A 21,363-nucleotide genomic window follows, 5' to 3' on the forward strand; every position below is an offset into this window, starting at 1 on the left:
ATCTCAGGACGCTTCGTTCACACGAGCCGGGTTCCTGAACGGCCCCTCATCGCATCCAATAGTTCGACATCACCGACAGCGGCGATTGCTGCCCATGCAAGGCGCACATCGCGATTCCTGTCACAAAACCCCAGGCCTGGCCGTCTTGCATCTCAAAGGGGCGCGTCCCCGGCCGGCAGGCAGGCAGTTCCTCCCCCCCGTCGTGGGGCCCGAATGGCTGCGGCCTTCATCTTCTTGACTGGATCATCGAATGAAGAAATCTGCGCTCGAGGCATCTCCCATCGCGGGCAAGCGGATCGTCGCGGTCCAACGCCGCGCGGACCTGCCCGCAGCGCAAGCATCGCGAGGTCCGGCGAGTGGGTGACATGTACGACATCGCGGCGCGCTCCACGCCAGTGGAGGCGCATCCCCGCGCGGCGCAGGGGCCGGGCGAGGTCCGCTGGCGCTTTGGCGCATTCATCCTCTGGGAGGCCCAGCGCCGGCTCGAAAGACTCGGGCAAAGCGTGCGCCTGGGCTCCCGCTCGTTCGAGTTGCTGCTGCAACTGCTCAGGCGCGTGGGCGAAGTCGTGGGCAAGGACGAGCTGCTCGCCACCGTCTGGGCCGGCGTGGTGGTCGAGGAGTCCAGTGTGCGAGTCCACATCTCCGCGCTTCGCAAGGCCTTGGGCGAGCCGCAAGACGGGGACAACTGCAAGGAATGGATTTCGAACTTTCCCCTGCGCGGCTACCGGTTCAATGGAACGGTCTTTCGCGAACAGGTCGGCATGCCGACCGAGGATCGGCCGCGGGCGGCGGCCCTGCCCGCGCTGTCTTTCGCGAAGCTGCCGGAGCGCCTCACCCGGCTGGTGGGCCGCGACGCCGACATGGCCCGCGTGCTGGCGGCACTCGCCACGCGCCGGCTGGTCACCATCGTCGGCACCGGCGGCATCGGGAAGACCCGTGTCGCCATCCATGCGGCCGAATGCCATGCAGAACGCACGGCCATGCAGCTGGCATTCATCGATCTCTCGTCGCTGGTCTCGCAGGCCCATCTGGCGAGCACGGTGGCCCGCGCGCTCGGCGCACCGGCGGACACCCCCGACACGACGCGAGCCATCCTCCAGCGCCTGGAGGACCGCGATGTGCTCCTGCTGATCGACAACTGCGAGCACATGCTCGACGCGCTGGCGCTTCTCATCACCGAACTGCTCGGCGCCCTGCCCGGCTTGCGCATCCTCGCAACCAGTCGGGAGGCCATTCGCATCGAGGGAGAACACGTCGAACGGCTGTCGCCGCTCGCGGTGCCCGGCGCGGAATGTGCCGACCTGGCCGAAGCCATGGTGTCGCCAGCGGTCGAACTGCTCGTCGAGCGTGCGAAGGCCGTGGGTGCCCGCGCGTTCGAGGATTCCGATGGCCGGTTGCTCGCCGCAGTCGCCCGGCAGGTCGATGGCATCCCGCTGGCCATCGAACTGGTGGCGGCACGTCTGGGCGTCCAGCCGATCGGCGATCTTGCGTTCCGGCTGAATGACCACATGCGGCTCTACTCCGCGGGCAGCAGGGCCGTTCTGCCCCGGCACAGCACGCTCGCGGCCGCGCTGGACTGGAGCATCGCACTGCTGGACGACGCGGAACTGCGGCTCTTCCGGCGACTCTCGGTTTTCCGGGGGCGCTTCGATGTCGAGTCGGCGCTGAGCGTCACCCGGGCGGACATGGATTCCGAAGTGGCGTTCGATGCATTGATCTCGCTGGCGAACAAGTCGCTGGTGTCGTTCGACAACAGCGACGGCATCGCGCCCTACCGGCTGCTCGAGACGACGCGCAGCTACGCCGCCGCACTTCTCGCGCAGACCGATGAAGGCCCGGCGTTGCAGCGGCGCCATGCGCTCTTCATGCGCGAGCTGATGGGCGCCGCGACGTCGGATTCGGGTGAACTCACCATGCAGGCCTGGAACGCGCGTTACGCGCACCGGCTGGACGACGTGCGCAGTGCGCTGGACGCCTGCCTGGCGCAGCAGGACGATTGGGAGACCGGCGCCGCGCTCACCGTCGCTTCGGCGCCCTTGTGGTTTCATGTCTCGCAGGTCGAGGAGTACCGCGACCGGGTCATCGCCGCGCTCGCATGCCTCGTGCAACAGCCGGGGCCGGGCACAGAGACAGAGGCGTGGCTGCAGATCGCCCTGGGCAACGCGCTGTGGCACACCCGCGGACCGGTCCCCGAAATGGGCGCCGCCTACGATCGGGCGCTTGCTGTGGCCATGTCGGTCCGGTCGGTCGTGCTGGAGCTCCAGGCCCGCTGGGGCATCTGCGTGCTGCATGCGATTCGCGGCGAGTACGCGGCCGCGCTGCACCACTCGCAGGTGCTGTTCGAATTCGCGCAATCGGCCCCCGACCCCGCCGCGCTCAACCTGGCACATCGCGTGACCGCGCTGGCGAGTCACTTCTGCGGAGACTTTTCTGCGGCCAGTGCCGGCGCCCAGGCGGCGATCCTTGTAAGCGGCACCGTGCGCCAGACACCCGTCAACCTGTTCCAGGTCGATGCCGCCGTCGCATCGAACGCCTTGCTGGCCCGCACGCTCTGGCTCCAGGGCAATGCGGCGAAGGCCATGGCCACCGCCACCCGCGCGGTGGCTCTTGCCGAGGCCGGGGGCAATGCGCTGTCGCTGTGCTTCGCGCTGTTCGGCACATGCCCGGTCGCCCTGTGGTCGGGCGAGCTGGAACTGGCGCGCAAATGGGTTCGCATGCTGCTGGACGAGGCCCAGCGCAGAGGTCTGATGTACTGGCACCAGTGGGCCCACTGCTATGCGCTGGGCCTGCAGGCGCGCACCGCGGACGACCCCGACCGCCATATCCGCCAGGTCGCGCAGCAACTCGGTGACTTCGACGCGCCACGCAAGGAAATGCTCGTAACCTTCTGCGCCGACTGGATCGACGACGAGACGATCGCGCGGGCCGGCGACGGACACGGCCAATGGAGCGCGGCGGAGACCTGGCGCGCTGCGGGCCGGTGTTGCGAGCAGCGCGGCCTCGACGATGAAGCCGAGGCGTTCTACCGGCGTGCCATCGACACCGCCAGGCAGCAAGGCGCGTTGGGTTGGGAATTTCGTGCGGCGGTCAGCGTTGCAAGGCTGTGGGTTCGCCTGGGCAAGGCGAAGGACGCCCTCGAACTGCTGGACGAGATCTGCGCGCGCGCGGCACCTCGCGGCGAGCACCCCGGCTTTGCGCAAGCCCGCGCGCTGCGCAACGAAATCTCCCGGACCTGAAAGACACCGCGCCGCATCAAGCGCACTGTACAGCGCCGGATGGCCGGCCCATAACAAACCTTGACAGGGCTTAACTGGCCTCGGCACGGCTTTGCGCGCAGAGTGGCCGCTTCGCTTTCATGGGGGGATCCAGGACTCCTGATCCCTCGAACCGAGAAGCCGACTCATGACAACCTCTGCCCTCCCTTCACCCTCTTCCATCCCCCTCGCGCCACGCGCGGACCCACTGGCCTCCAGCTTCGCCACCAGCTATGCCGGGGTGGTCGCCTTCATTGCCGTCGTCACGGAAGGCAGCTTCGCACGGGCCGCCGACCGGCTGGGCATCGGCCGCTCCGCCGTGAGCCGCAGCGTCCAGAAGCTGGAAGACCAGTTGAACGTCCGGCTCTTCCTGCGCACCACGCGAAGCACCACGCTCACGCGCGAAGGCGACCTCTTCTACGCCAATTGCCACACCGGGGTCGACCGCATCGTCCAGGCCGTGGAAGAAATGCGTGACCTGCGGCAAGGCCCGCCCCGCGGGCATCTGCGCATCAACGCCGCGGTCGGGTTCGGCCGCCGGGTCGTGGCGCCCCTGCTGGGCGAATTTCGCGCGGCCTACCCGGAGGTCACCATCGACCTGTTGCTGAACGACAAGCCGACTGACTTCACCTCCGACCGCGTCGACATCGCGTTTCGCAACGGCCGCATGGAAGACGCCCAGATCATCGCCAAGCAGATCATCCCCATGCAGCTGCTGCTGTGCGCCTCCCCCGCCTACCAGGCGGCCCACGGACTGCCCGACAGCGTGGAAGCGCTCGCCCGGCACGAGTGCATCAACTTCCGCTTTTCATCCGGTCGCATCTTCGAATGGGAGTTCAAGGTCGGGGGCCAGCCACGCAAGCTCGTGCCGCAGGCCAAGCTCACCTACAACGACGCGGACCTGGTGCTGCAGGCCGTGCTCGACGGCCACGGCATCGCCCAGCTGCCGGGCTACCTGGCCTGCGAGGCACTGAGAACGGGTGCGCTGGTCCCGTGCCTGACACAGTACGCACCCGACGACAGCGGCCACTACATCTGCTACCTGAGCCGGCAGCACCTGCCTTCGCGCATGCGCGTGTTCATCGACTTCATGACCTCGAAGATCCGGGCCGCCGACCTGGACTGCCTCACCGACCTCAGCCCGAAGCTGCAGGCCGACGCCGGGATTGGTGCCGACGCGACAACAGCGTGAGTCCCTGCGCAGGCCTACCCCCTCGCCTTCGGCGAACCTAGCATTTCAATCGTTCCACGGGCTCTGCCGCAGCGCTCGCGCACCGTGGTCCGACGTCTCAATTTCAACCGCAGGAAACCATGAAGACCACACAGAATCCTTCGCGCCGACACCTGATTGCGACCGGCGCTGCCGTCGCCACCGGCACCCTCGCGTTCGGCATGCAGGACGCAGCCGGCGCAGCAACCCGCAACCGGCCGGCCCAAACTCCAAGCCCCTCGAGGACTAGCAACACCATCACCACCCCCGACGGCACGCAGATCTACTACAAGGACTGGGGCGAAGGTCCCGTCGTCACCTTTTCTCACGGCTGGCCGCTCAACGCCGACGCGTGGGACGGACAGATGCTCTTCCTGGCGCGCAACGGCTTTCGCGTCATCGCGCACGACCGGCGCGGGCATGGCCGCTCGAGCCAGTCTTCGTCGGGCAATGACATGAACGGCTATGCCGACGACCTCGCGGTTCTGTTTGAGGCGCTCGACCTGAAGAAGGCCACGATGGTCGGCCACTCCACCGGCGGCGGCGAGGTGGCGCGCTACATCGGGCGCCACGGCAGCAAGCGCGTGGCCAAGGCTGTGCTCATCGGCGCAGTGCCGCCGGTCATGCTCAAGTCCGCGGCGAATCCCGAAGGCTTGGCGATCGAGGTGTTCGACGGCCTTCGCGCCGGGGTCGCCGGCGACCGTTCGCAGTTCTACAAGGAGTTCGCCATCCCATTCTTCGGCGCCAACCGCCCGGGCGCGAAAGTGTCGCAGGGCATCCTGGACCAGTTCTGGCTCTGGAGCATGCAATGCGGCCAGAAGAACTCCTACGAGTGCATCAAGGCCTTCTCCGAAACCGACTTCACCGAAGACCTGAAGAAGATCGATGTGCCCACCCTGATCATGCACGGCGAGGACGACCAGATCGTGCCCATCCACGACTCGGCGAAGAAGTCCGTGCAGCTGATCAAGGGAGCCAAGGCGATCTACTACCCCGGTGCGCCGCACGGGCTCACCGCCACGATGCAGGACAAGATCAATGCGGACCTGCTTGCCTTCCTCAAGAGCTGAACCACGCACACGACCGACCGACCTCGAACTTGCACCATGCTGAATCTATTGCTGCAAACCACGATCGAAGGAGACCCGGACGACTGGAACATTGCGCGCTTCAGTCGCCTGGGTTCGTTTCTCTCGCAGCTGCAGGACGACGACGGGCGGCCCGCCTTCCGGGTGACCGCGCGCGACCGCGCGCCGCGCGCGGCCCCCGACCCCGTGCTGTCGACGCTGGATGAATCGGACTTCGACCAGCTCTGGCTCTTTGCCGTCGACACCGGCGACGGCCTGACACCGGAAGATTGCGCGAGCATCAGCCGATTCCGCCGTCGCGGCGGCGGCCTCATGGTCACGCGCGACCACATGGACCTGGGCAGTTCGATTTGCAACCTCAGCGGCGTCGGCGCCGCGCACCACTTCCACAGCCGCAACTGCGAGCCCGATACGAATCGCCAATGCGTCGACAACCCGTTCTCGGGAGCCATCTCCTGGCCCAACTACCATTCGGGCGCGAATGGCGACTACCAGCGCATCCGCTCGGTCGGCAGCATTCACCCGGTGATGCGCGACAGGCGCTCGGCCACGGGTGTGATCCAGTACCTGCCCGCGCATCCGCATGAAGGCACGGTCGGCGTACCGCCCGGCGATTCGAGCTGCCGCGTGGTCATGGAAGGGCAGAGCTCGGTGTCCGGCAGGCGCTACAACATCGCGGTCGCGTTCGAGCGCTCCGAGCACGGTGGCCGGGCCATCGCGCAGTCGACCTTTCATCATTTCGCCGACTACAACTGGGACCCTTCGGCCGGTTGTCCTTCCTTCGTGGCGGAACCGGCCGGCGATGGAATCATCCGCTTCTCCGAAGCGCTTCGCTCGACGAAGCAGTACGTGCGCAACGTCGCGTTCTGGCTCAGCGCCTGAGCAGGCACCCAAGGAAAAGCAATGCACGACCCGCTGCAAATCACCACCCCCGGCGGCAGCTTCACCGCGTACGTCGCCCGTCCGCAGAAACTTCCCGCGCCAGCTATCGTCGTCATCCATGAAGTCTTCGGCGTCAATGCCGACATGCGCCAGTCCTGCGACGAACTCGCGGCGCAAGGCTATCTGACCATCTGCCCCGACCTGTTCTGGCGAATCGCGCCGGGCGTCGAACTCACCGACCGCACGGAAGCGGAACGCGCGCGGGCCCTGCCGCTGTACAACGCCTTCGACCTCGATGCCGGTGTGAACGACATCGCCGCCGCCCTGCAGGCCGCCCGCGCCATGCCGGACGCCACGGGCAAGGTCGGTGTGGTCGGCTACTGCCTCGGCGGTCTGTTGGCCTTCCTCACGGCCGCACGCGTGGGCCCCGACGCAGCGGTGGCCTACTACCCTGGCAACGCCGACAAATACCTCCGGGAAGCGGACCAGATCGCCAGCCCGCTGATCGTTCACCTCGCGGAAAAAGACGAATACATCCCCGCCGACGCACAACGGGAGATATCGGCTGCCTTGAAGGAGCGCCCGCAGGTGCAGGTCTACAGCTACCCGGATCGCGGCCACGCCTTTGCACGGCACCGCGGCATCGCCTACGACGCCGAAGCGGCGGCCCTGGCCAACGGCAGGACCACGGCCTTCCTGGCCCTTCATCTGCAGCCGCGCTGAACTTTCCGGCGCATCGGTAGCAGCAACGGCTTTCTCCAGCGAAAATCCGCGGACGGCCTTCGCGGGCCATCACTTGAGGAGTCAACCATGTTGCGTCTCTATGACAGCCGTCTGTCGGGCAACTCCTGGAAGATCCGCATCCTGCTGAGCCAACTGGGCCTGGCGTACGACCGCGTCACGCTGGACCTGCAGAAAGGCGAGGCGCGCGAACCCGCGTTTCGCCAGATCAGCCGGTTCTCGCGCGTGCCGGTCCTCGTGCTGGAAGACGGCCGCCCGATCGTGGAATCGGGCGCGATCCTGCTGCATCTCGCCCAGGGCACGCCCTACCTGCCGGGCGACCCGTACCTGCGAGCGGAGGTCACGGGCTGGCTCTTCTTCGAGCAGGCCGACCTCCAGAAAGCCATTGCCGTCCCGCGCGTGCTCCACCTGCATGGCCTCGCGCAGGAAAGGCAGCAGGACATCGAGCGGTTCCACGCCGACGGGTACGCAGGCCTCGAGAAGCTGGACCAGTGGCTGCTCGGCCGCACGTGGCTCGTCGGCGATCACTACACCGTTGCCGACCTCGCACTCTCGGCCTACGTTTCGCTGGCCGGCCAGGGCGGCTACGACATGGCGCGCTTTGCCAGCATCCGCGAGTGGCTGGTGCGCGTGCACGGCCAGCACGGCTGGGTGCCGCTGATCCCCGAAGACGGCCAGGCGGCCCGTCGCTGAGCCGCGCCCTCGATCGTTCGGCATTCCGGGACCGTGCGTACAAGGTCCGACGCCTTCTCAACCACCCCTCGCCTCCCTACGATTTGCCTGCGTTCTTCCTGAACCGGATCGAACGCAAAGCGCTCATTGATTGTTGGTTGGTGTGCCTGCCGCGCAGGCAGATGAGGAATGTGATGACGAGTCGTGCCTCCCTGATCCAAATGGCCGCCGCCGCGCGCGCCACCCTGGCGGACCCCGCCCGCGCCACCATCGTGGGCGACCGCTCGGAGCCCCGGTTCGAGCTCTTCCATGCGGCAAGCTCGCTGTGCTCGCAAAAGGTGCGCACCGTGCTGCATGAGAAGGCGTTCTCGTACCGCTCCAACGACATGCGGATCCTGAGCACCATGGGTAGCGATGGATTGGTTCCGGCCGAACACTACAGCCCGGCCTACATCCGCCTGCGCCTGGTCGCCGCGCGCGAGCTGAACAGCGAATACGTCAGTGGCTACAGCGGACGGACATCGGTCGAAACGGAGGGCTTCGATCCCTGCGTGGTGCCATTGCTCGTCGACTACGACACCGGCCGCGTGCTGGCCGATTCGCAGCGCATCTGCATCTACCTCGATGCCGTGTCGCGCGAGCCGGTCCAGCTCGTTCCGGACGCGCCCGATGCACGCGCCGAGGTGATGCGCCAGGTCGGCATTGTCGACAGGATTGCGAACGGCGCCCTGCTCTACGGCTTTCATCCGGACGCGGATCTGCGGCCTGAGGCGCTCAAGGCGTCGATGCAGACGGTCTACGACTACAAGCTCATGGTGCTCGAGCGCATGATCGCCGAAAACGCCGGCGAACCCGAACTGGTGTCGGCCTACCGGGCCAAGATCGTGAAGGAAAGCGGCGGCAAGAAAGTGTGCCGCGATCCGGCATTCCAACGCGCTGCTCGCCAGCAGACGAAGCAACTGCTGATCGGCCTGGAGCGCGACCTGGCTGCAGGTTCGTTCGCTTGCCTGAACGGCCACGCCTTCTCCCTGGCCGATGCGTTCTGGGGCGTCAACCTGGTGCGCCTGAACTATCTCGGCCTGGCGTCGATGTGGGATGCGCTGCCTCATGTCGCGCGCTATGTCGATGCGCTGGCCAGGCGGCCTTCCTTGTGCAAGGAAGCGATCCACGCGTCGATCGATTCGATGCCGCACTCCCGCGCCATGGATGCCATGGCGGACTGCCGGGCCGAAGCCCTGGCCTGACGTCTCGCCGCGCAGCGAAGCCACTGCGCTTTCAAACCCCGATTCCCTCACCCGTCACGTCGTGATGGTAGGTGCGGTCGTCCCCTGCTTCTTCCTGAACCCGGAGAAAAACCTTGAACGCCGATCGCCCGCCATCCCCCGTGGCCCCTCGCGCACCCGGCCTGCGCCCCGCGCTCGATGCCCTGGCCGCCCGGCGCATCACGGCTGTGGCCCTGATCGAGCAGGCGCTCGACGCCGCACAGGCCAGCAAGCGCGACCTGCGCGCCTTCGCCGCCATCGAGCGGGACGGCGCGCTGGCCGCCGCGGCAGAAAGCGACAGGCGCTATGCGCAAGGCCGGCAACGGCCGCTGGAAGGACTGGCCATCGGCGTCAAGGACCTGATCGACACCCGGGGCATCGAAACCAGCTACGGCTCCGCCGCCTACCTGGGGCACTTTCCAGCCTCCGACGCCGACATCGTGAGCACATTGATCGAGCGCGGCGCCATCCCCATCGGCAAGACGGCCACGCATGAATTCGCGTGGGGCGTGACCACCGCCAGCGGCACTTTCGGCGACACATTGAACCCGCTGGACCGCACGCGCGTTCCCGGCGGCTCCAGCGGTGGCGCGGCGGCGGCCATCGCGTACGGCGCCGTGGCGGCCAGCCTTGGCACGGACACTGGGGGATCCGTGCGGATCCCGGCCGCGCTGTGCGGGGTCGTCGGCTTCAAGCCGACGTTCGGCGCGCTGCCTACGCGCGGCATCTTTCCGCTGGCGCCGACGCTGGACCATCCCGGCTTCCTTGGCGCGACGGTCGACGACGTCTCGCTGCTTGCCGGCGCATTCGGCATCCATGCGTCGCAGCACGCCGCGCCCGCCTCCTTGCGCCTCGGGGTGGTGCGCGAGATCGCGCCCGTGCCGCCGAGCGCCGAAGTCGCATCTGCGTTCGACACTGCCGTTGCGAAGTTCGGAAAATTCTTTGCGTGCGCGACAGTCGATGAACCTGGACTGTTCGACGGCGTCTTCGAGGCCTTTGCGCACATCGTCCTCGCCGAAGGCGGGGTCGAGCACTTCCGCCGCAACGATGCCGATCGCATCGCTACCCACTACGGCCGCGAAACCATCGAGAGGCTCGAGCGCGCCAAGACCATCACGCTGGGCGACTACGCGCGCGCGCAGCAGGCTCGGCGCGACTTCACCGCCCGGCTGCATCTCGCGATGTCGGAACTCGACTACCTCGTGCTGCCGACCTGCCCTAGCACCGCGCCGCGGGTGGGCCAGCCATCGATCGATATCGGCCATTGGTCCGGCACGGTGCGCGAGGCGCTGATGGCCTACACGGCGCCTTTCAACGTCGCGGGATTCCCGGCCATCTCGATTCCCCTTGCCGCCCGCGACGGCCGCCTGCCCGCCGGGCTGCAGATCGTGGCGAAGCCGGGCCGCGACGGCGCCCTGCTGCAGATCGCACAGCAGATCGAAGGCCTCATGCACGCCGGCGCATCGACGTATCCCCCCACCACCAGGAGCACACCATGAGCGACACCCCCACCCTTCCGGCCCTCGAACGTCCCGCGTCCGGCCAGACACCCTACAGCGCATGGATGCAGACCGACACGCTGCACTCGCTGCAGCGCACCGTCAGCGACCATCCGGGCGAGCACGCCTGGATCGTGCACGTGCAGGTGTCCGAGCTCTACTGGATGCTCATCATCAAGGAGATGCAGTCGGCCCAGGCGTTCCTGCGGGCCGACGACCTCCCGCAGGCCTGGCGCACGTTGCAGCGCGTTGTTGCGCACCACGCGCCGCTGGACGCCATCTGGCGCTCGATCGACTGGATGACGCCGAACGACCTGCTCGCGATCCTTTCGCGCGCTGTCGCCACGCACGGCAAGGACACGGCGCTGCAAGGCTGGACGTACCGGCAGATGGTCTATCTGCTGGGCATCAAGCAGGCCGAGCACCTGCAGCATTTCGAGCCGCAACCCCATCGCTGGGAACAGCTCAACAAGGCGCTGGCCGAACCCAGCCTGTATGACGACGTGCTCGCCTTCCTCCGACGCCGCGGGCTGAATGTGCCAGCCGAGGTGCTGGTGCGTGACCTGGCCGCGCCCTACAAGTCCCGCAAGGAGATCGAAGAGGTCTGGCGCCAGATCTACGCCGACCCCAACGCGAACATCGAGCTCCAGCAGCTCGGCGAGACCCTGGCCGACATTGCCGAGGGATTCTGCAACTGGAAATTCCGCCATCTGATGGCGACGCGGCGAACCTTCGGTGCACGGCCGGCCTACTTCGGCACCGAAGGCGTCGCGTGGCTCGCGCCGACGATGGACGAGATTCCGTTCCCCGAACTCTGGTCGGCGCGCACCTTCATCGGAGACCCGCCGCCCGTGTGCCCGCACATGGCCCGGCAGGGGAAATGAACACCCACTCGATCGTTCGCGATTTCCGGACCGTGCGTGCAAGAAGCGGCGTCTTCTCAGGCGCCATCTGCCTCCCTACGATTTCCCCAGCGTTCGCGAGATCGCGTGACCCCAATAACAAGACTTCAGGAGACAACCGTGTCAGCCAACCTACTGATGGAGATTCTGGAAATGAATGTGGCACCTTTCATCGATAACCTCATCCGGGATCGACGCAGCAAGCGCGGCTTTCTCGATCGGCCCGTTCCGCTCGATACGGTGAAAGACATTCTTTCGACCGCGAGCCATGCGCCCAGCTCGAGCAACACGCAACCCTGGCGCTGCTATGTCGTGACCGGGGAAGCCCGCGACCGCGTCACCCGGGCCGCCGTGGCGGAGTTCCGTGCCAACCATGCCACGCTGGCCCCGGAGTACCCCTTCTTCCCCCAGCCGCTGCACGAACCGTACGGCACCCGCTTCAACACCTTCCGCGGCCAGCTCGGCGATGCGCAAGGCGTGCACCGCAGCGACAAGGCTGGGCGCCTGCGCGACGTGGAGCGCCAGTTCCTGTTCTTCGATGCGCCGGTCGGGATCATCTTCACGATGGACCGCCGCCTCGAATGGGCCAGCTTTCTCTGCTACGGCTGCTTCCTGCAGAACGTCATGCTGGCCGCCAAGGGCCGGGGCCTGGACACCTGCCCGCAGCAGATCTGGTCGCTGCAACACCACGTGCTGCGCGCAGAACTCGGCATTCCCGCGGACGAGATGGTGATTGCCGGCATGTCGATGGGCTGGGCCAACAACGGCATGCCGGAGAACCGCATGGCCTTGCAGAAAACGCCGGTCGAGCAATTCGCGTCGTTCGTCCAATAACCACCAACCGCATCCATACAAGGGTACCCACATGTCGATCATCAAAGGCTTTCACCATCTGACCGCGTGCGTCAGCGGCGCACAGGAAGACGTGGATTTCTACGTGAAACTGCTCGGCCAGAGCCTGGTCAAGAAAACCGTTCTGCTGGACGGCGACGAGCCCGTCTACCACCTCTACTACGGCAACGCACAGGGCGATGCCGGCACGCTGGTCACGTCGTTCCCCTTCAAGCAGAAGGGCGTGAAGGGGCGCCGCGGCTCGGGCCAGATCAAGGTCATCAACTACTCGGTGCCGGCGGGCTCGCTGGATTTCTGGCGTAAACGCTTCAGCGCCCGCGGCGTGGTCTTCGACAAGGCCGTGGTCGAGCGCTTCGGCGAGCAGCGCCAGCGTTTCCAGCACCCCTGCGGCATCGAGTTCGACCTCGTGGCCTCCGAGCACGACACACGCCCGCCCTGCATCGCGGACGACATCCCGAACGAGGTCGCGATCCGGGGCGTGCACAGCATCACGCTGTCGCTGCGCGAAGTCGATGAATCCATCATCTTCATGAAAGAGGCGCTGGACTTCCACTATGCCGGCCAGTCCGGCCCGCACCACCGCTTCGAAGCCGCCGACGGCAAGCCCGGCACCATCGTCGAATTCGTGCACGAACCCGACCGCCTGCAAGGCTCGTCGATCTACGGCGAGGGCACGATCCACCATGTCGCCTTCGCGGTGGACAACGTCGAGCAGCAGATGCAGATCAAGGAGAAGCTGATGTCGATGGGCCACATCGACACCTCCGAATCCGTCAACCGCAACTACTTCCGCTCGATGTATTTCAAGATGCCGGGCGGCGTGATGTTCGAGGCGGCGACCACCGACATCGGCTTTGCCATCGACGAAGAGCCCGGCCACTTCGGCGCCGAGTTCCAGCTGCCGCCATGGCTGCGCGACCGCAAGGACGAGCTGCTTGCGCGCCTGGAGCCCATTGCCGTCTGACGGTGCAACCAGACACTTTCTGCCTTCTTTTCTTTGCTTCCCAACACAGGTCAACCCATGTCCAAACCCAAGGTCCTCATCGCTTTCTATTCCCGTAACAGCTCCACCGAGCTTCTTGCCAAGGCCGTCGCGCAAGGCGCCATGGCCGAGGGCGCGGAAGTCCGGCTCCGCCGCGCACGGGAATTCGTCGCACCGGAGGTCATGCGCCAGGTGCCCGAGTGGTCCGAGCGGGCCAGCGAGATGAACGCCAAGTACGAAGCCCCGACCGAGGCGGATGCCGAATGGGCCGATGCGATCGTCTTCGGCACGCCGACGCGCTTCGGCTCCATTGCCGCCGAGCTCAAGGCCTACATCGACTCGCTCGGTGGACTCTGGTTCCAGGGCAAGCTGAACGGCAAGGCCGGCTCGGTATTCGGCTCGACCTCTTCCAGGCACGGCGGCAACGAGGCGACGCTGCTGTCGCTCTACGGCCCGATGGCGCACCTGGGCCTGATCATCGTGCCGCTCGGCTATGCCGATCCGGCAATGTTCGCGGCAGGTACGCCCTATGGCGCGACCCACGTCTCCAACCGCGACTCTGTGATGCCCGGCGCCGAAGACCTCGCCGTCGCGAGCTACCAGGGCCGACGCGTCGCCACGGTGGCGCGGTCGCTGCGCGTGGCGCAGCCGGTGCCGGAAGCAGCCTGAGACGGGGATAGCGAACGGGGAGCCGTAGCGCTATCCTCGGCGGTAGCGCTGTCGCTGCTGCGCGGCCTCCCTGCTCTCTCACCAGGATTGCGATGCTGGACCTGAAGGATGTCTTCTATTTCGTCCAAGTCGTCGACCGCGGAGGCTTCACGGCCGCCGGGTCGGCCCTTCGTCTGCCGAAGTCGACGCTGAGCCACCGCATCCAGGAGCTCGAGGGGGACCTGGGCGTGCGCCTGCTCAACAGGACCTCACGCCAGTTCGGCATGACCGACATCGGCAAGGAGTTCTACCAGTACGCGGTCGCGATGCTGCACAGCTCCGACGTCGCCGAAGAGGCGGTGCGCCAGCGCCTGGCCGAACCCAGCGGCGTGATCCGGCTGACCACGGCCGTGGAGATTGCGCAGTTCGCGCTGCGCGAGATTCTTCCCGTCTTCCTGAATCGGCATCCAAAGGTGCGCATCGTCGAGATCGCGACCGACCGGTACGTGGACATGGTGGGCGAAGGCTTCGATCTTGCGATACGCGGGCACACGGGATCGCTGCAGAACTCCACGCTGGTGCAGCGCGCGCTGGCCGATGTTCCCTGGTACCTGTTCGCAAGCCCGAGGTACCTCGCGCAAAGCGGTGTGCCCGAGAGCCCCGCAGACCTTGGCCAGCACGCGAGCGTTGCGATGGTGCGCAATGGTCCGTTGCAGTGGCAGCTGAAAGGGCCGCACGGCGAAGAGCTCGCCATGCCCATCGACCCGCGCTTCCAAAGCAACAACATGGTCGCTCTGAAGGAGGCGGCCTGCGCCAGCCTGGGCATCGCTGCGCTTCCGGGCTACATCTGCAGGTCGGAGCTCAGGGACGGGACCTTGCAGCAACTGCTGCCCGACTGGTCGGCGGCGGATGCGCGCATCTCGGCGCTGATTCCGTTTCGCACCGGCCTCCTTCCCGCAGTGCGTTCGCTGGTCGATTTTCTCGCTGTGGAAATGCCGGTCGTCACGGCATTCGACCATCCTCGCAGCTTCGAGTGAAGCGTGCGCTGGGCACGGCTGCGTCGTCCACGAACATGGACGCTGTGTCTGGCAAAGAGCGGCTTGTGAGCGCCGGGTGGAGCACCTATCTTGTCGGCCTTGACTTCCACAAGGCCGATCGACATGAATCACTTGAATTGCTTGCCGCAAGACGGCATTCTCTGGGGCCAGCACATCCTGCAAGGCGCAGTGGCACGGCTCGGCGACCACGGCATCCATCGGTCGATGACGTTCACTGTCGAACCGCTGACGAAGCTCTACCAGGATTGCGTGCGACCCAATCTGAAGCAGTCCGTGGGCAGCTTCATGGAGTTGCCGGCGCACGTGCCGGACGTGGCGGTGCAAGCCGGCCTCGACGCCTGCCTTCGCGCCGAGGCCGAGTCGATCGTGGCGCTGGGCGGCGGATCGGTGCTCGATGCGGCCAAGGCGGTGTCCCACCTGCACCATGAGAAGACCGGACGCTACCTGCCCATCGCGGCATTGCCAACGACGCTGTCGGGCTCCGAGTTCTCTCACTACTTCGGCATCACGGAGACGGACGGTCCGGAGAAATTCAAGCGCAGCTATGCGGTGCGCGAGACGGTGCCCAAGGTGGTCGTGATCGACCCCGTGCTCGTGTTCGACACGCCGCGCGCGCTGCTGCTGTCCTCCGCCATCAAGGGCATGGACCATGCAGTGGAGGGCATGCGCAAGGTGACGAAGGAGCACCCGCACGCAATCATGGCGGCCAGCGGCCTGGAGCGGTTTGTGAAGGTGCTGCAGAAGTGGCCGCCTGCCATGACGACGCGCGATGCGCTGGACGAGGCGCTGGTGACGCCCGACGACCTGTTGCAGCTCCAGCTGGCGGCCTGGCAGTGCTACTTCTCGCCGGCGTCGGTCATCTATGGTCTCAGCCATCGCATCGGCCACATCCTGGGCGGCACCTTCGGACTGCCGCACAGCGCGACGTCCTGCATCACCCTGGCGCCCGTCATTCGCGCCTGTGCGGATTTCTATGGCGACAAGCTCGAGATCTTCGGCGCACGCACGGCGCAGGCGGACGCCCCCACGCAGCTGGCCGACCGGATCGCGGGTGTGGTCAGCGCGCTCGGGCTTCCGGACCGCATCGGCGCCTTCGACCTCGACAAGGCGAAGCTGCCGGAAGTGGCCAGGCTGCTGAAGAAGAACTACCCCAATGAAGTGGCCGACCTGGGCAACAACGCGAGCGTCAAGCTGGACGCGCTGCTCGAGAGCCTCTGGTAAGCCCTTGGTGAGCCTTCGATGAGCGCCTGGCCGAGAACGCATTGGTGCCATGCAGACAACGCCGTGGTCCCTCGCGCATGCCTACCGCCGAGGGCCGGCCATTCCTAGGATCGGTGGGGTCCATCCCACCCTTCAAGGATCTCCCCATGCGTCTGCGCACCATCACCATCGCCCTCGCCTGCTGCCTCGGCGCTTCCCTCCACGCCGCCGCGGCGGATGTGAAGTCCATCTCCCGCCTTGCCGCGGGTCCCGGCAACGTCCTGTTCCTCGCCGACTGGAAAGCCGCCCGCGTCCACGCGATCTCGCTGCCGTCGGCACAGCAGCAGCCGGCGGGTACGGCGTTCAACATCCTCGACCTGGAGAGCCTGCTCTCCGCCCAGGTCGGCGGTGCCAAGGTCACGGTCGAGGACATGGTCGTGCGGCCTGGCACCGCGCAGGTGTATGTGGCTGTGAGCTACGGCGCCGCGAAGACGCCGGCGCTCATCACGGTCACCAGCGACAAGAAGGCGCGCCGCGTCGACCTGAAGGCGGCGGCCTCGACGTCGGTCGCGCTGCGCGACGCGCCCACCTCGGACTACAGCTTCTGGAAGGAAACGCCCGAGCGCAGCTTCACCGTCACCGACATGAAATGGCGAGAAGGCGAACTCTTCGTGGCCGGCCTCTCCAACCAGGACTTCGCCTCGACGCTGCGCCGGGTGAAGTACCCCTTCGACGCGAAGCAGTCGATCACCTCGGTGGAGATCTACCACGCTGGCCACAACCTGATCGAGACACGCGCCCCGATCCGCGCGATGAGCTTCGCGAGCTGGGGCGGCAAAAGCTACCTGGTGGCCGCCTACACCTGCACGCCACTCGTGACGATCCCGCTGGACGACCTGAGGGACGGCGCGCATATCCGCGGCAAGACCGTCGCCGAACTCGGCTACGGCAACACGCCGGCGGACATGGTCTCCTACTCGCGCACCGAGCAGGGCAAGACCGAAGACTTCCTGCTGCTGGCCAATTTCGACCGCGTGTCCAACGTCATTCCCGTGTCGCAGCTGGAGGCCACGGGTCCCCGGCCCGGCATGGATAAGCAAGTGCCCTTCGGGCAGCTCGCGGGCGTCGAGGTGATGCAGGCGCCGCTGGCCGGCACGCTGCGGCTGGACAACCTGGACGAAAAATCGTTCGTGGTCGTGCGCCGCCGGCTCGAGAAGGACGCACTGCAGCTCGTGTCCATCGGCAAGGAACTGAGCTTCCGGCTGACCGACCACGTCTCGGAGTACGCCTTCGCGGAGTACAGCTTCAAGGGCGACAACTTCCAGTTGAAGAACATCAAGCCCCGGCAGGACATGCTGCTGAAGGACGAAGGCTTCCCGGACCTGATCAAGGCGTCGGAGTAAGCCGTGCGTCTTCGCCGACTGTGCGGCGCCGTGGCGCTCGCCGTGGCGCTGGGCGCGTCGCACGCAGCGCCACCCACGCCACCCCCCGCGGCTGCGCAAATGGTGCGCGTCCAGCCATCCGCCGGCCAGGTGCCGGCCAACCTGCTGCGCCTGTCCATCGAGTTCGCGGCGCGGATCGAAGGCCCCGTGCTGCCGAGGCTCGCGCTGCTGCGCCCCGACGGAAAGCCGCTCGCGCAACCGTTTCTCGCGCAGGAACTCTGGTCGCCCAACGGCCGGATCCTGACCGTGCTGATGCATCCAGGCCGCGTCAAGACCGGCCTGAACGCGCGTGAGGTCCTGGGGCCGATCCTGGTCGACGGAGACGATGTGACCTTGACGCTGGACGGCCATCCCATCCAGCACTGGCGCGTCGGACCCGCGGACGCGAGCGGTCCGGCGGTGTCGGCATGGCGCCTGTCGTCCGTGCGCGCCGCGTCGAGGCAAGCGCTGGTCGTGACGCTGGACGACGCCATCGATGGCCGGGAAGCCGACTACATCGCGATCGCGGACCCGCGCGGCCGGCGCGTGAGTGGTCAAGCCCTGCTGAAAGACGGCGAGCGCACCTGGGCGTTCACGCCGCACGCCCCATGGCGCGCAGGCGAATACCGGCTCATCGCGCGCGGCACCCTCGAAGACTCGGCCGGCAATCGCCTTGGCGGGCGCTTCGAAACGCCCGCAGATGCACCGGCGGCTGCGCCCGCCGATGCCGCGCTTGCATTCACCGTGGGCCCGGCCCCGTCATCGGCCAGCGCGCATCGCCCCTGAACCTCTGAGCCTTTCATGCATTCGACGCCGCCGCGAGGCCCTTGCCGCTCGATGCATCCGCAAATCAAATGTCCGATCGAACTTTCCGCTTCAACCTCCGGCTGCCGCAACTCCGCCGCCGGCGACATGGCGCGGCAATGGTCCTTCTCGGCATCGTCGCCTGCATCTCGCAGGTGGCGCGCGCCGACACGCCGTTGCACCCCCCCTCTTCCCTCTTCACTCAGTTCGGCTCGGCGCACGGAACCCGCACGCTGACCGCGGGACTGACCTGGGACCTGCCTTACCGTTGGCAACTGGGCCCAGGCGAGCTGAGCAGCTATCTGGAAGCCTCCTACGCGTACTGGCAGATCCAGTCGATGGACCGGGTGGGGCTTTCGCACCTGTCGCAGCTCGCGTTGATTCCAGTGTTGCGCTATCGCCCCGCGGATGGGGCGTCGCCGTGGTTTTTTGAAACCGGGCTGGGGGTGACTGCCACCTCGTCGGTCTACAGGACCCGGCAGAAGAGCTTTTCGACGAGCTTCAACTTCGGCACCCACCTGGCGGTCGGCCGCAACTTCGGTGCGCAACGCCAGCACGAGATCGCGTTGCGCCTCGAGCATTTTTCGAATGCGGGCATCAAGCACCCGAACCCCGGCGAGAATTTCGTCCAGATCCGATACGCACGCAGGTTCTAGCGGCGCCGCGCAAGATAACGCGCGGGCGGCTGGCCCATGGCTTTCCTGAACATGGCGATGAAGGCACTCACCGAGTCATAGCCCAGGTCATGGGCCACCTGCTGCACCGGGAGGCCGGACGTCAACGACTGCAGCGCCACGATCAGGCGCAGGCGCTGGCTCCAGCGGCCGAAGGACATGCCCATTTCGAGCTGCACGAGGCGGGTCAGGGTCCGCTCGCTCATGGCCAGGCGCGAGGCCCACTGCGCTGCGGTGGTGCGGTCCGCCGGATCGCGCATCAGCGCATCGATCAGGCGGCGCAGGCGCGGCTCGTCCGACACCGGAAGGTGCATGGCCTCGGTTGGCATGCGCACCAGTTGGTCCAGCAGCACGGCATGCAGCCGCAGCGCCTGCGGCTCGCGCTGCGCGCCTTCTGGCAAGGCGGCCAGGTGAAGAATGAGCTCGCGCAGCAAGGGGCTGATGCTCAACGCACAGCAGGTCTTCGGCATGGCTGCGGCGGCGTCTTCCACAAAAAGAAAGCAGACATTCCCGTCCGCCGAGACACGGAGGCTGTGGGGCACGCCTCCGGGAATCCAGAAGCCGCCGTGCAGCGGCGCCATCCACAGCGCACCCGGCACTTCACACGTCACCGTGCCGCGCAACACCATTGCCAGCTGCCCCTGCGGATGCTGATGCACCGGCAATTCCTCCGTGAACGCCTGGGTGCGGATCCGCACGGCGGCCACGCGGGCCTTCATCTTGTCAAACTCGAAAGTCCAGGGGTCTTGGCGGCGCATGCCCCACGGTTCATCTTGACCGGATTTGCTCATATTCAGTCGGCCCGCAGGCATTCGAATCCGCGCATCGTCAGTAGATTCATCGGTGGCATCCCGCATTACTTCGGACCTCCATGCATTCCTCGCAAACGGTAGATTCTTCGCCCCGCGCCGCGATTCTCATCGCCGGCATCCTGCTCATCGCGGCCAGTCTGCGGGCACCGATCACCATGCTCGGGCCTTTGCTCGAACCCGTGCGCGAAAGCTTTGCACTCAACGCCTCGCAGGCCGGCCTATTGACCACCCTGCCACTCCTCGCGTTCGCCCTGGTGTCGCCGCTTGCCGCGCCCCTGGCGCACCGGTTCGGCCTGGAGCGCGCGCTCTTCGCGTCGCTGGCCCTGCTGGTCGCCGGCATCGCCGTACGCTCGGCCGGCACCGTGTCGATGCTCTATGCGGGAACCTGCGTGATCGGCGGTGCGATCGCCATCGCCAACGTCCTGCTGCCCAGCTTGCTCAAAAGGGACTTTCCTCATCATGTGGCGAAGCTCACGGCCTGCTATGCCCTCGCGATGATCGCCGCCGCAGGCATCGCGTCGGCCGTGGCCGTGCCGCTGGACCATGCGCTGGGCGCCGGGTGGCCCGCCTCGCTGGGCACCGTGGCCGTGCTGCCGCTGGTTGCCGCGTTGCTGTGGCTGCCGCAACTGCGCTTTCGCACCGTCTCGGCGCCGGGCCCCGCCACCGGTACACGGGCGTCATCGGTGTGGAAGGCCTCGCTGGCCTGGCAGGTGGCGGGGTATCTGGGCCTCACCTGCTTCATCTACTTCGCGGCGATTGCATGGCTGCCTTCGATCCTCCAGGAGGCCGGCTTCTCGAGCGCGCGTGCCGGCACGCTGCATGGGTGGATGCAGCTGGCGGGGGCCGTGCCCGCGCTGCTGCTCATGCCGCTCCTGCACCGCATGCCCGACCAGCGCTGGATCGCCTTCGCATCGCCCGCACTGAGTGCCTGTGGCCTGGCGGGCCTGCTGGCCCTGCCCGCATTGACACCGCTGTGGATCTTCGCCTTCGGCATGGGGATGGGATCGGCGTTGATCCTGAGCCTGGCCTTCGTCGGACTGCGCGCCGGCAGCCAGCAGATCGCCGCGTCGCTCTCAGGCATGTCGCAATGCATCGGCTACCTGCTGGCGGGCGTTGGTCCGACGCTGGTCGGCTTCCTGCACGAAGCCGCGGGCAACTGGACGATGCCGCTGGCCGCCTGCCTGGTGCTGTGCCTGGCGATGTGCGTGCTGGGGCTGTCGGTGGGCCGGTCCGCGCACATCGGCCAGTGAATGGCACAGGCCGCCGACGTCGTTGTCGGATTCGCCATGTTCGGTCGATGGCATGTGTGCTCCGGGGTCGGGTTCACCGGGGATCGTAGGAGCGCTCCGCCGGCAGCGGTAGGTGCGGAGGAGTGACCGCGGTGTTGCCCCGCGCGCACCAA

19 protein-coding genes are annotated in these 21,363 nt (G+C 66.9%); 18 read left to right on the top strand and 1 reads right to left on the bottom strand.

Annotated features, from left to right (window positions below):
• Positions 1-365 precede the first annotated feature (365 nt).
• The 17 genes from VAPA_RS31335 to VAPA_RS31415 all read left to right on the top strand — a co-directional run bounded on the left by VAPA_RS31335 (position 366) and on the right by VAPA_RS31415 (position 19,131).
• Positions 366-3,236 carry an ATP-binding protein gene (locus tag VAPA_RS31335; RefSeq protein ID WP_021004261.1) on the top strand — a complete coding sequence of 957 codons (2,871 nt, stop codon included), beginning with the start codon at positions 366-368 and terminating at the stop codon, positions 3,234-3,236.
• 166 nt (positions 3,237-3,402) lie between these two features.
• Positions 3,403-4,446, top strand: a complete 1,044-nt coding sequence (locus VAPA_RS31340) for a LysR family transcriptional regulator (protein WP_021004262.1) — start codon at positions 3,403-3,405, stop codon at positions 4,444-4,446.
• 119 nt (positions 4,447-4,565) lie between these two features.
• Positions 4,566-5,534, top strand: coding sequence for an alpha/beta fold hydrolase (locus VAPA_RS31345; protein ID WP_021004263.1), 969 nt, complete (start codon positions 4,566-4,568; stop codon positions 5,532-5,534).
• 36 nt (positions 5,535-5,570) lie between these two features.
• Positions 5,571-6,434 (top strand): hypothetical protein, encoded by an 864-nt coding sequence (locus tag VAPA_RS31350; RefSeq protein ID WP_021004264.1) that lies wholly within the window; start codon positions 5,571-5,573, stop codon positions 6,432-6,434.
• 21 nt (positions 6,435-6,455) lie between these two features.
• Positions 6,456-7,157 (top strand): dienelactone hydrolase family protein, encoded by a 702-nt coding sequence (locus VAPA_RS31355; protein WP_021004265.1) that lies wholly within the window; start codon positions 6,456-6,458, stop codon positions 7,155-7,157.
• A gap of 87 nt (positions 7,158-7,244) precedes the next feature.
• The gene (locus VAPA_RS31360; protein ID WP_021004266.1) at positions 7,245-7,868 is read left to right on the top strand and encodes a glutathione S-transferase family protein; all 624 of its coding nucleotides are present in this window, start codon (positions 7,245-7,247) and stop codon (positions 7,866-7,868) included.
• A gap of 200 nt (positions 7,869-8,068) precedes the next feature.
• The gene (locus VAPA_RS31365; RefSeq protein ID WP_230559058.1) at positions 8,069-9,091 is read left to right on the top strand and encodes a glutathione S-transferase family protein; all 1,023 of its coding nucleotides are present in this window, start codon (positions 8,069-8,071) and stop codon (positions 9,089-9,091) included.
• 113 nt (positions 9,092-9,204) lie between these two features.
• Positions 9,205-10,608 carry an amidase gene (locus VAPA_RS31370; protein ID WP_021004268.1) on the top strand — a complete coding sequence of 468 codons (1,404 nt, stop codon included), beginning with the start codon at positions 9,205-9,207 and terminating at the stop codon, positions 10,606-10,608.
• On the top strand, positions 10,605-11,492 hold the full coding sequence (locus VAPA_RS31375; RefSeq protein ID WP_021004269.1) for a tryptophan 2,3-dioxygenase: 888 nt from the start codon (positions 10,605-10,607) through the stop codon (positions 11,490-11,492). Before VAPA_RS31370 ends, VAPA_RS31375 begins: the two co-directional genes overlap by 4 nt.
• A gap of 171 nt (positions 11,493-11,663) precedes the next feature.
• Positions 11,664-12,344 (top strand): nitroreductase, encoded by a 681-nt coding sequence (locus VAPA_RS31380; protein ID WP_021004270.1) that lies wholly within the window; start codon positions 11,664-11,666, stop codon positions 12,342-12,344.
• 31 nt (positions 12,345-12,375) lie between these two features.
• Positions 12,376-13,326 (top strand): ring-cleaving dioxygenase, encoded by a 951-nt coding sequence (locus VAPA_RS31385; protein ID WP_021004271.1) that lies wholly within the window; start codon positions 12,376-12,378, stop codon positions 13,324-13,326.
• A 57-nt stretch (positions 13,327-13,383) separates the two neighbouring features.
• A complete protein-coding gene (gene wrbA / locus VAPA_RS31390; protein WP_021004272.1) occupies positions 13,384-14,013 on the top strand; it encodes an NAD(P)H:quinone oxidoreductase in 630 nt (209 codons plus the stop codon).
• Between the two features lie 92 nt (positions 14,014-14,105).
• Positions 14,106-15,029 (top strand): LysR substrate-binding domain-containing protein, encoded by a 924-nt coding sequence (locus VAPA_RS31395; protein ID WP_021004273.1) that lies wholly within the window; start codon positions 14,106-14,108, stop codon positions 15,027-15,029.
• 123 nt (positions 15,030-15,152) lie between these two features.
• Positions 15,153-16,271 carry an iron-containing alcohol dehydrogenase gene (locus tag VAPA_RS31400; protein WP_021004274.1) on the top strand — a complete coding sequence of 373 codons (1,119 nt, stop codon included), beginning with the start codon at positions 15,153-15,155 and terminating at the stop codon, positions 16,269-16,271.
• Between the two features lie 146 nt (positions 16,272-16,417).
• On the top strand, positions 16,418-17,653 hold the full coding sequence (locus VAPA_RS31405; protein ID WP_021004275.1) for a hypothetical protein: 1,236 nt from the start codon (positions 16,418-16,420) through the stop codon (positions 17,651-17,653).
• A 3-nt stretch (positions 17,654-17,656) separates the two neighbouring features.
• Complete coding sequence (locus tag VAPA_RS31410; RefSeq protein ID WP_021004276.1) at positions 17,657-18,457, top strand: hypothetical protein; 801 nt, start codon at positions 17,657-17,659, stop codon at positions 18,455-18,457.
• A gap of 68 nt (positions 18,458-18,525) precedes the next feature.
• Positions 18,526-19,131, top strand: coding sequence for an acyloxyacyl hydrolase (locus tag VAPA_RS31415; protein ID WP_021004277.1), 606 nt, complete (start codon positions 18,526-18,528; stop codon positions 19,129-19,131).
• On the opposite strand, the gene VAPA_RS31420 is transcribed toward VAPA_RS31415, so the two are convergent.
• On the bottom strand, positions 19,128-20,006 hold the full coding sequence (locus VAPA_RS31420; protein ID WP_021004278.1) for an AraC family transcriptional regulator: 879 nt from the start codon (positions 20,004-20,006) through the stop codon (positions 19,128-19,130). The genes VAPA_RS31415 and VAPA_RS31420 overlap by 4 nt on opposite strands.
• A 14-nt stretch (positions 20,007-20,020) precedes the next feature.
• Between VAPA_RS31420 and VAPA_RS31425 the strand changes: the two genes are divergently transcribed.
• Positions 20,021-21,211, top strand: a complete 1,191-nt coding sequence (locus VAPA_RS31425; protein ID WP_021004279.1) for an MFS transporter — start codon at positions 20,021-20,023, stop codon at positions 21,209-21,211.
• The last annotated feature ends 152 nt before the right edge of the window (positions 21,212-21,363 follow it).

It is taken from the genome of Variovorax paradoxus B4, assembly GCF_000463015.1.
Classification (GTDB): Bacteria; Pseudomonadota; Gammaproteobacteria; order Burkholderiales; family Burkholderiaceae_C; genus Variovorax; species Variovorax paradoxus_E.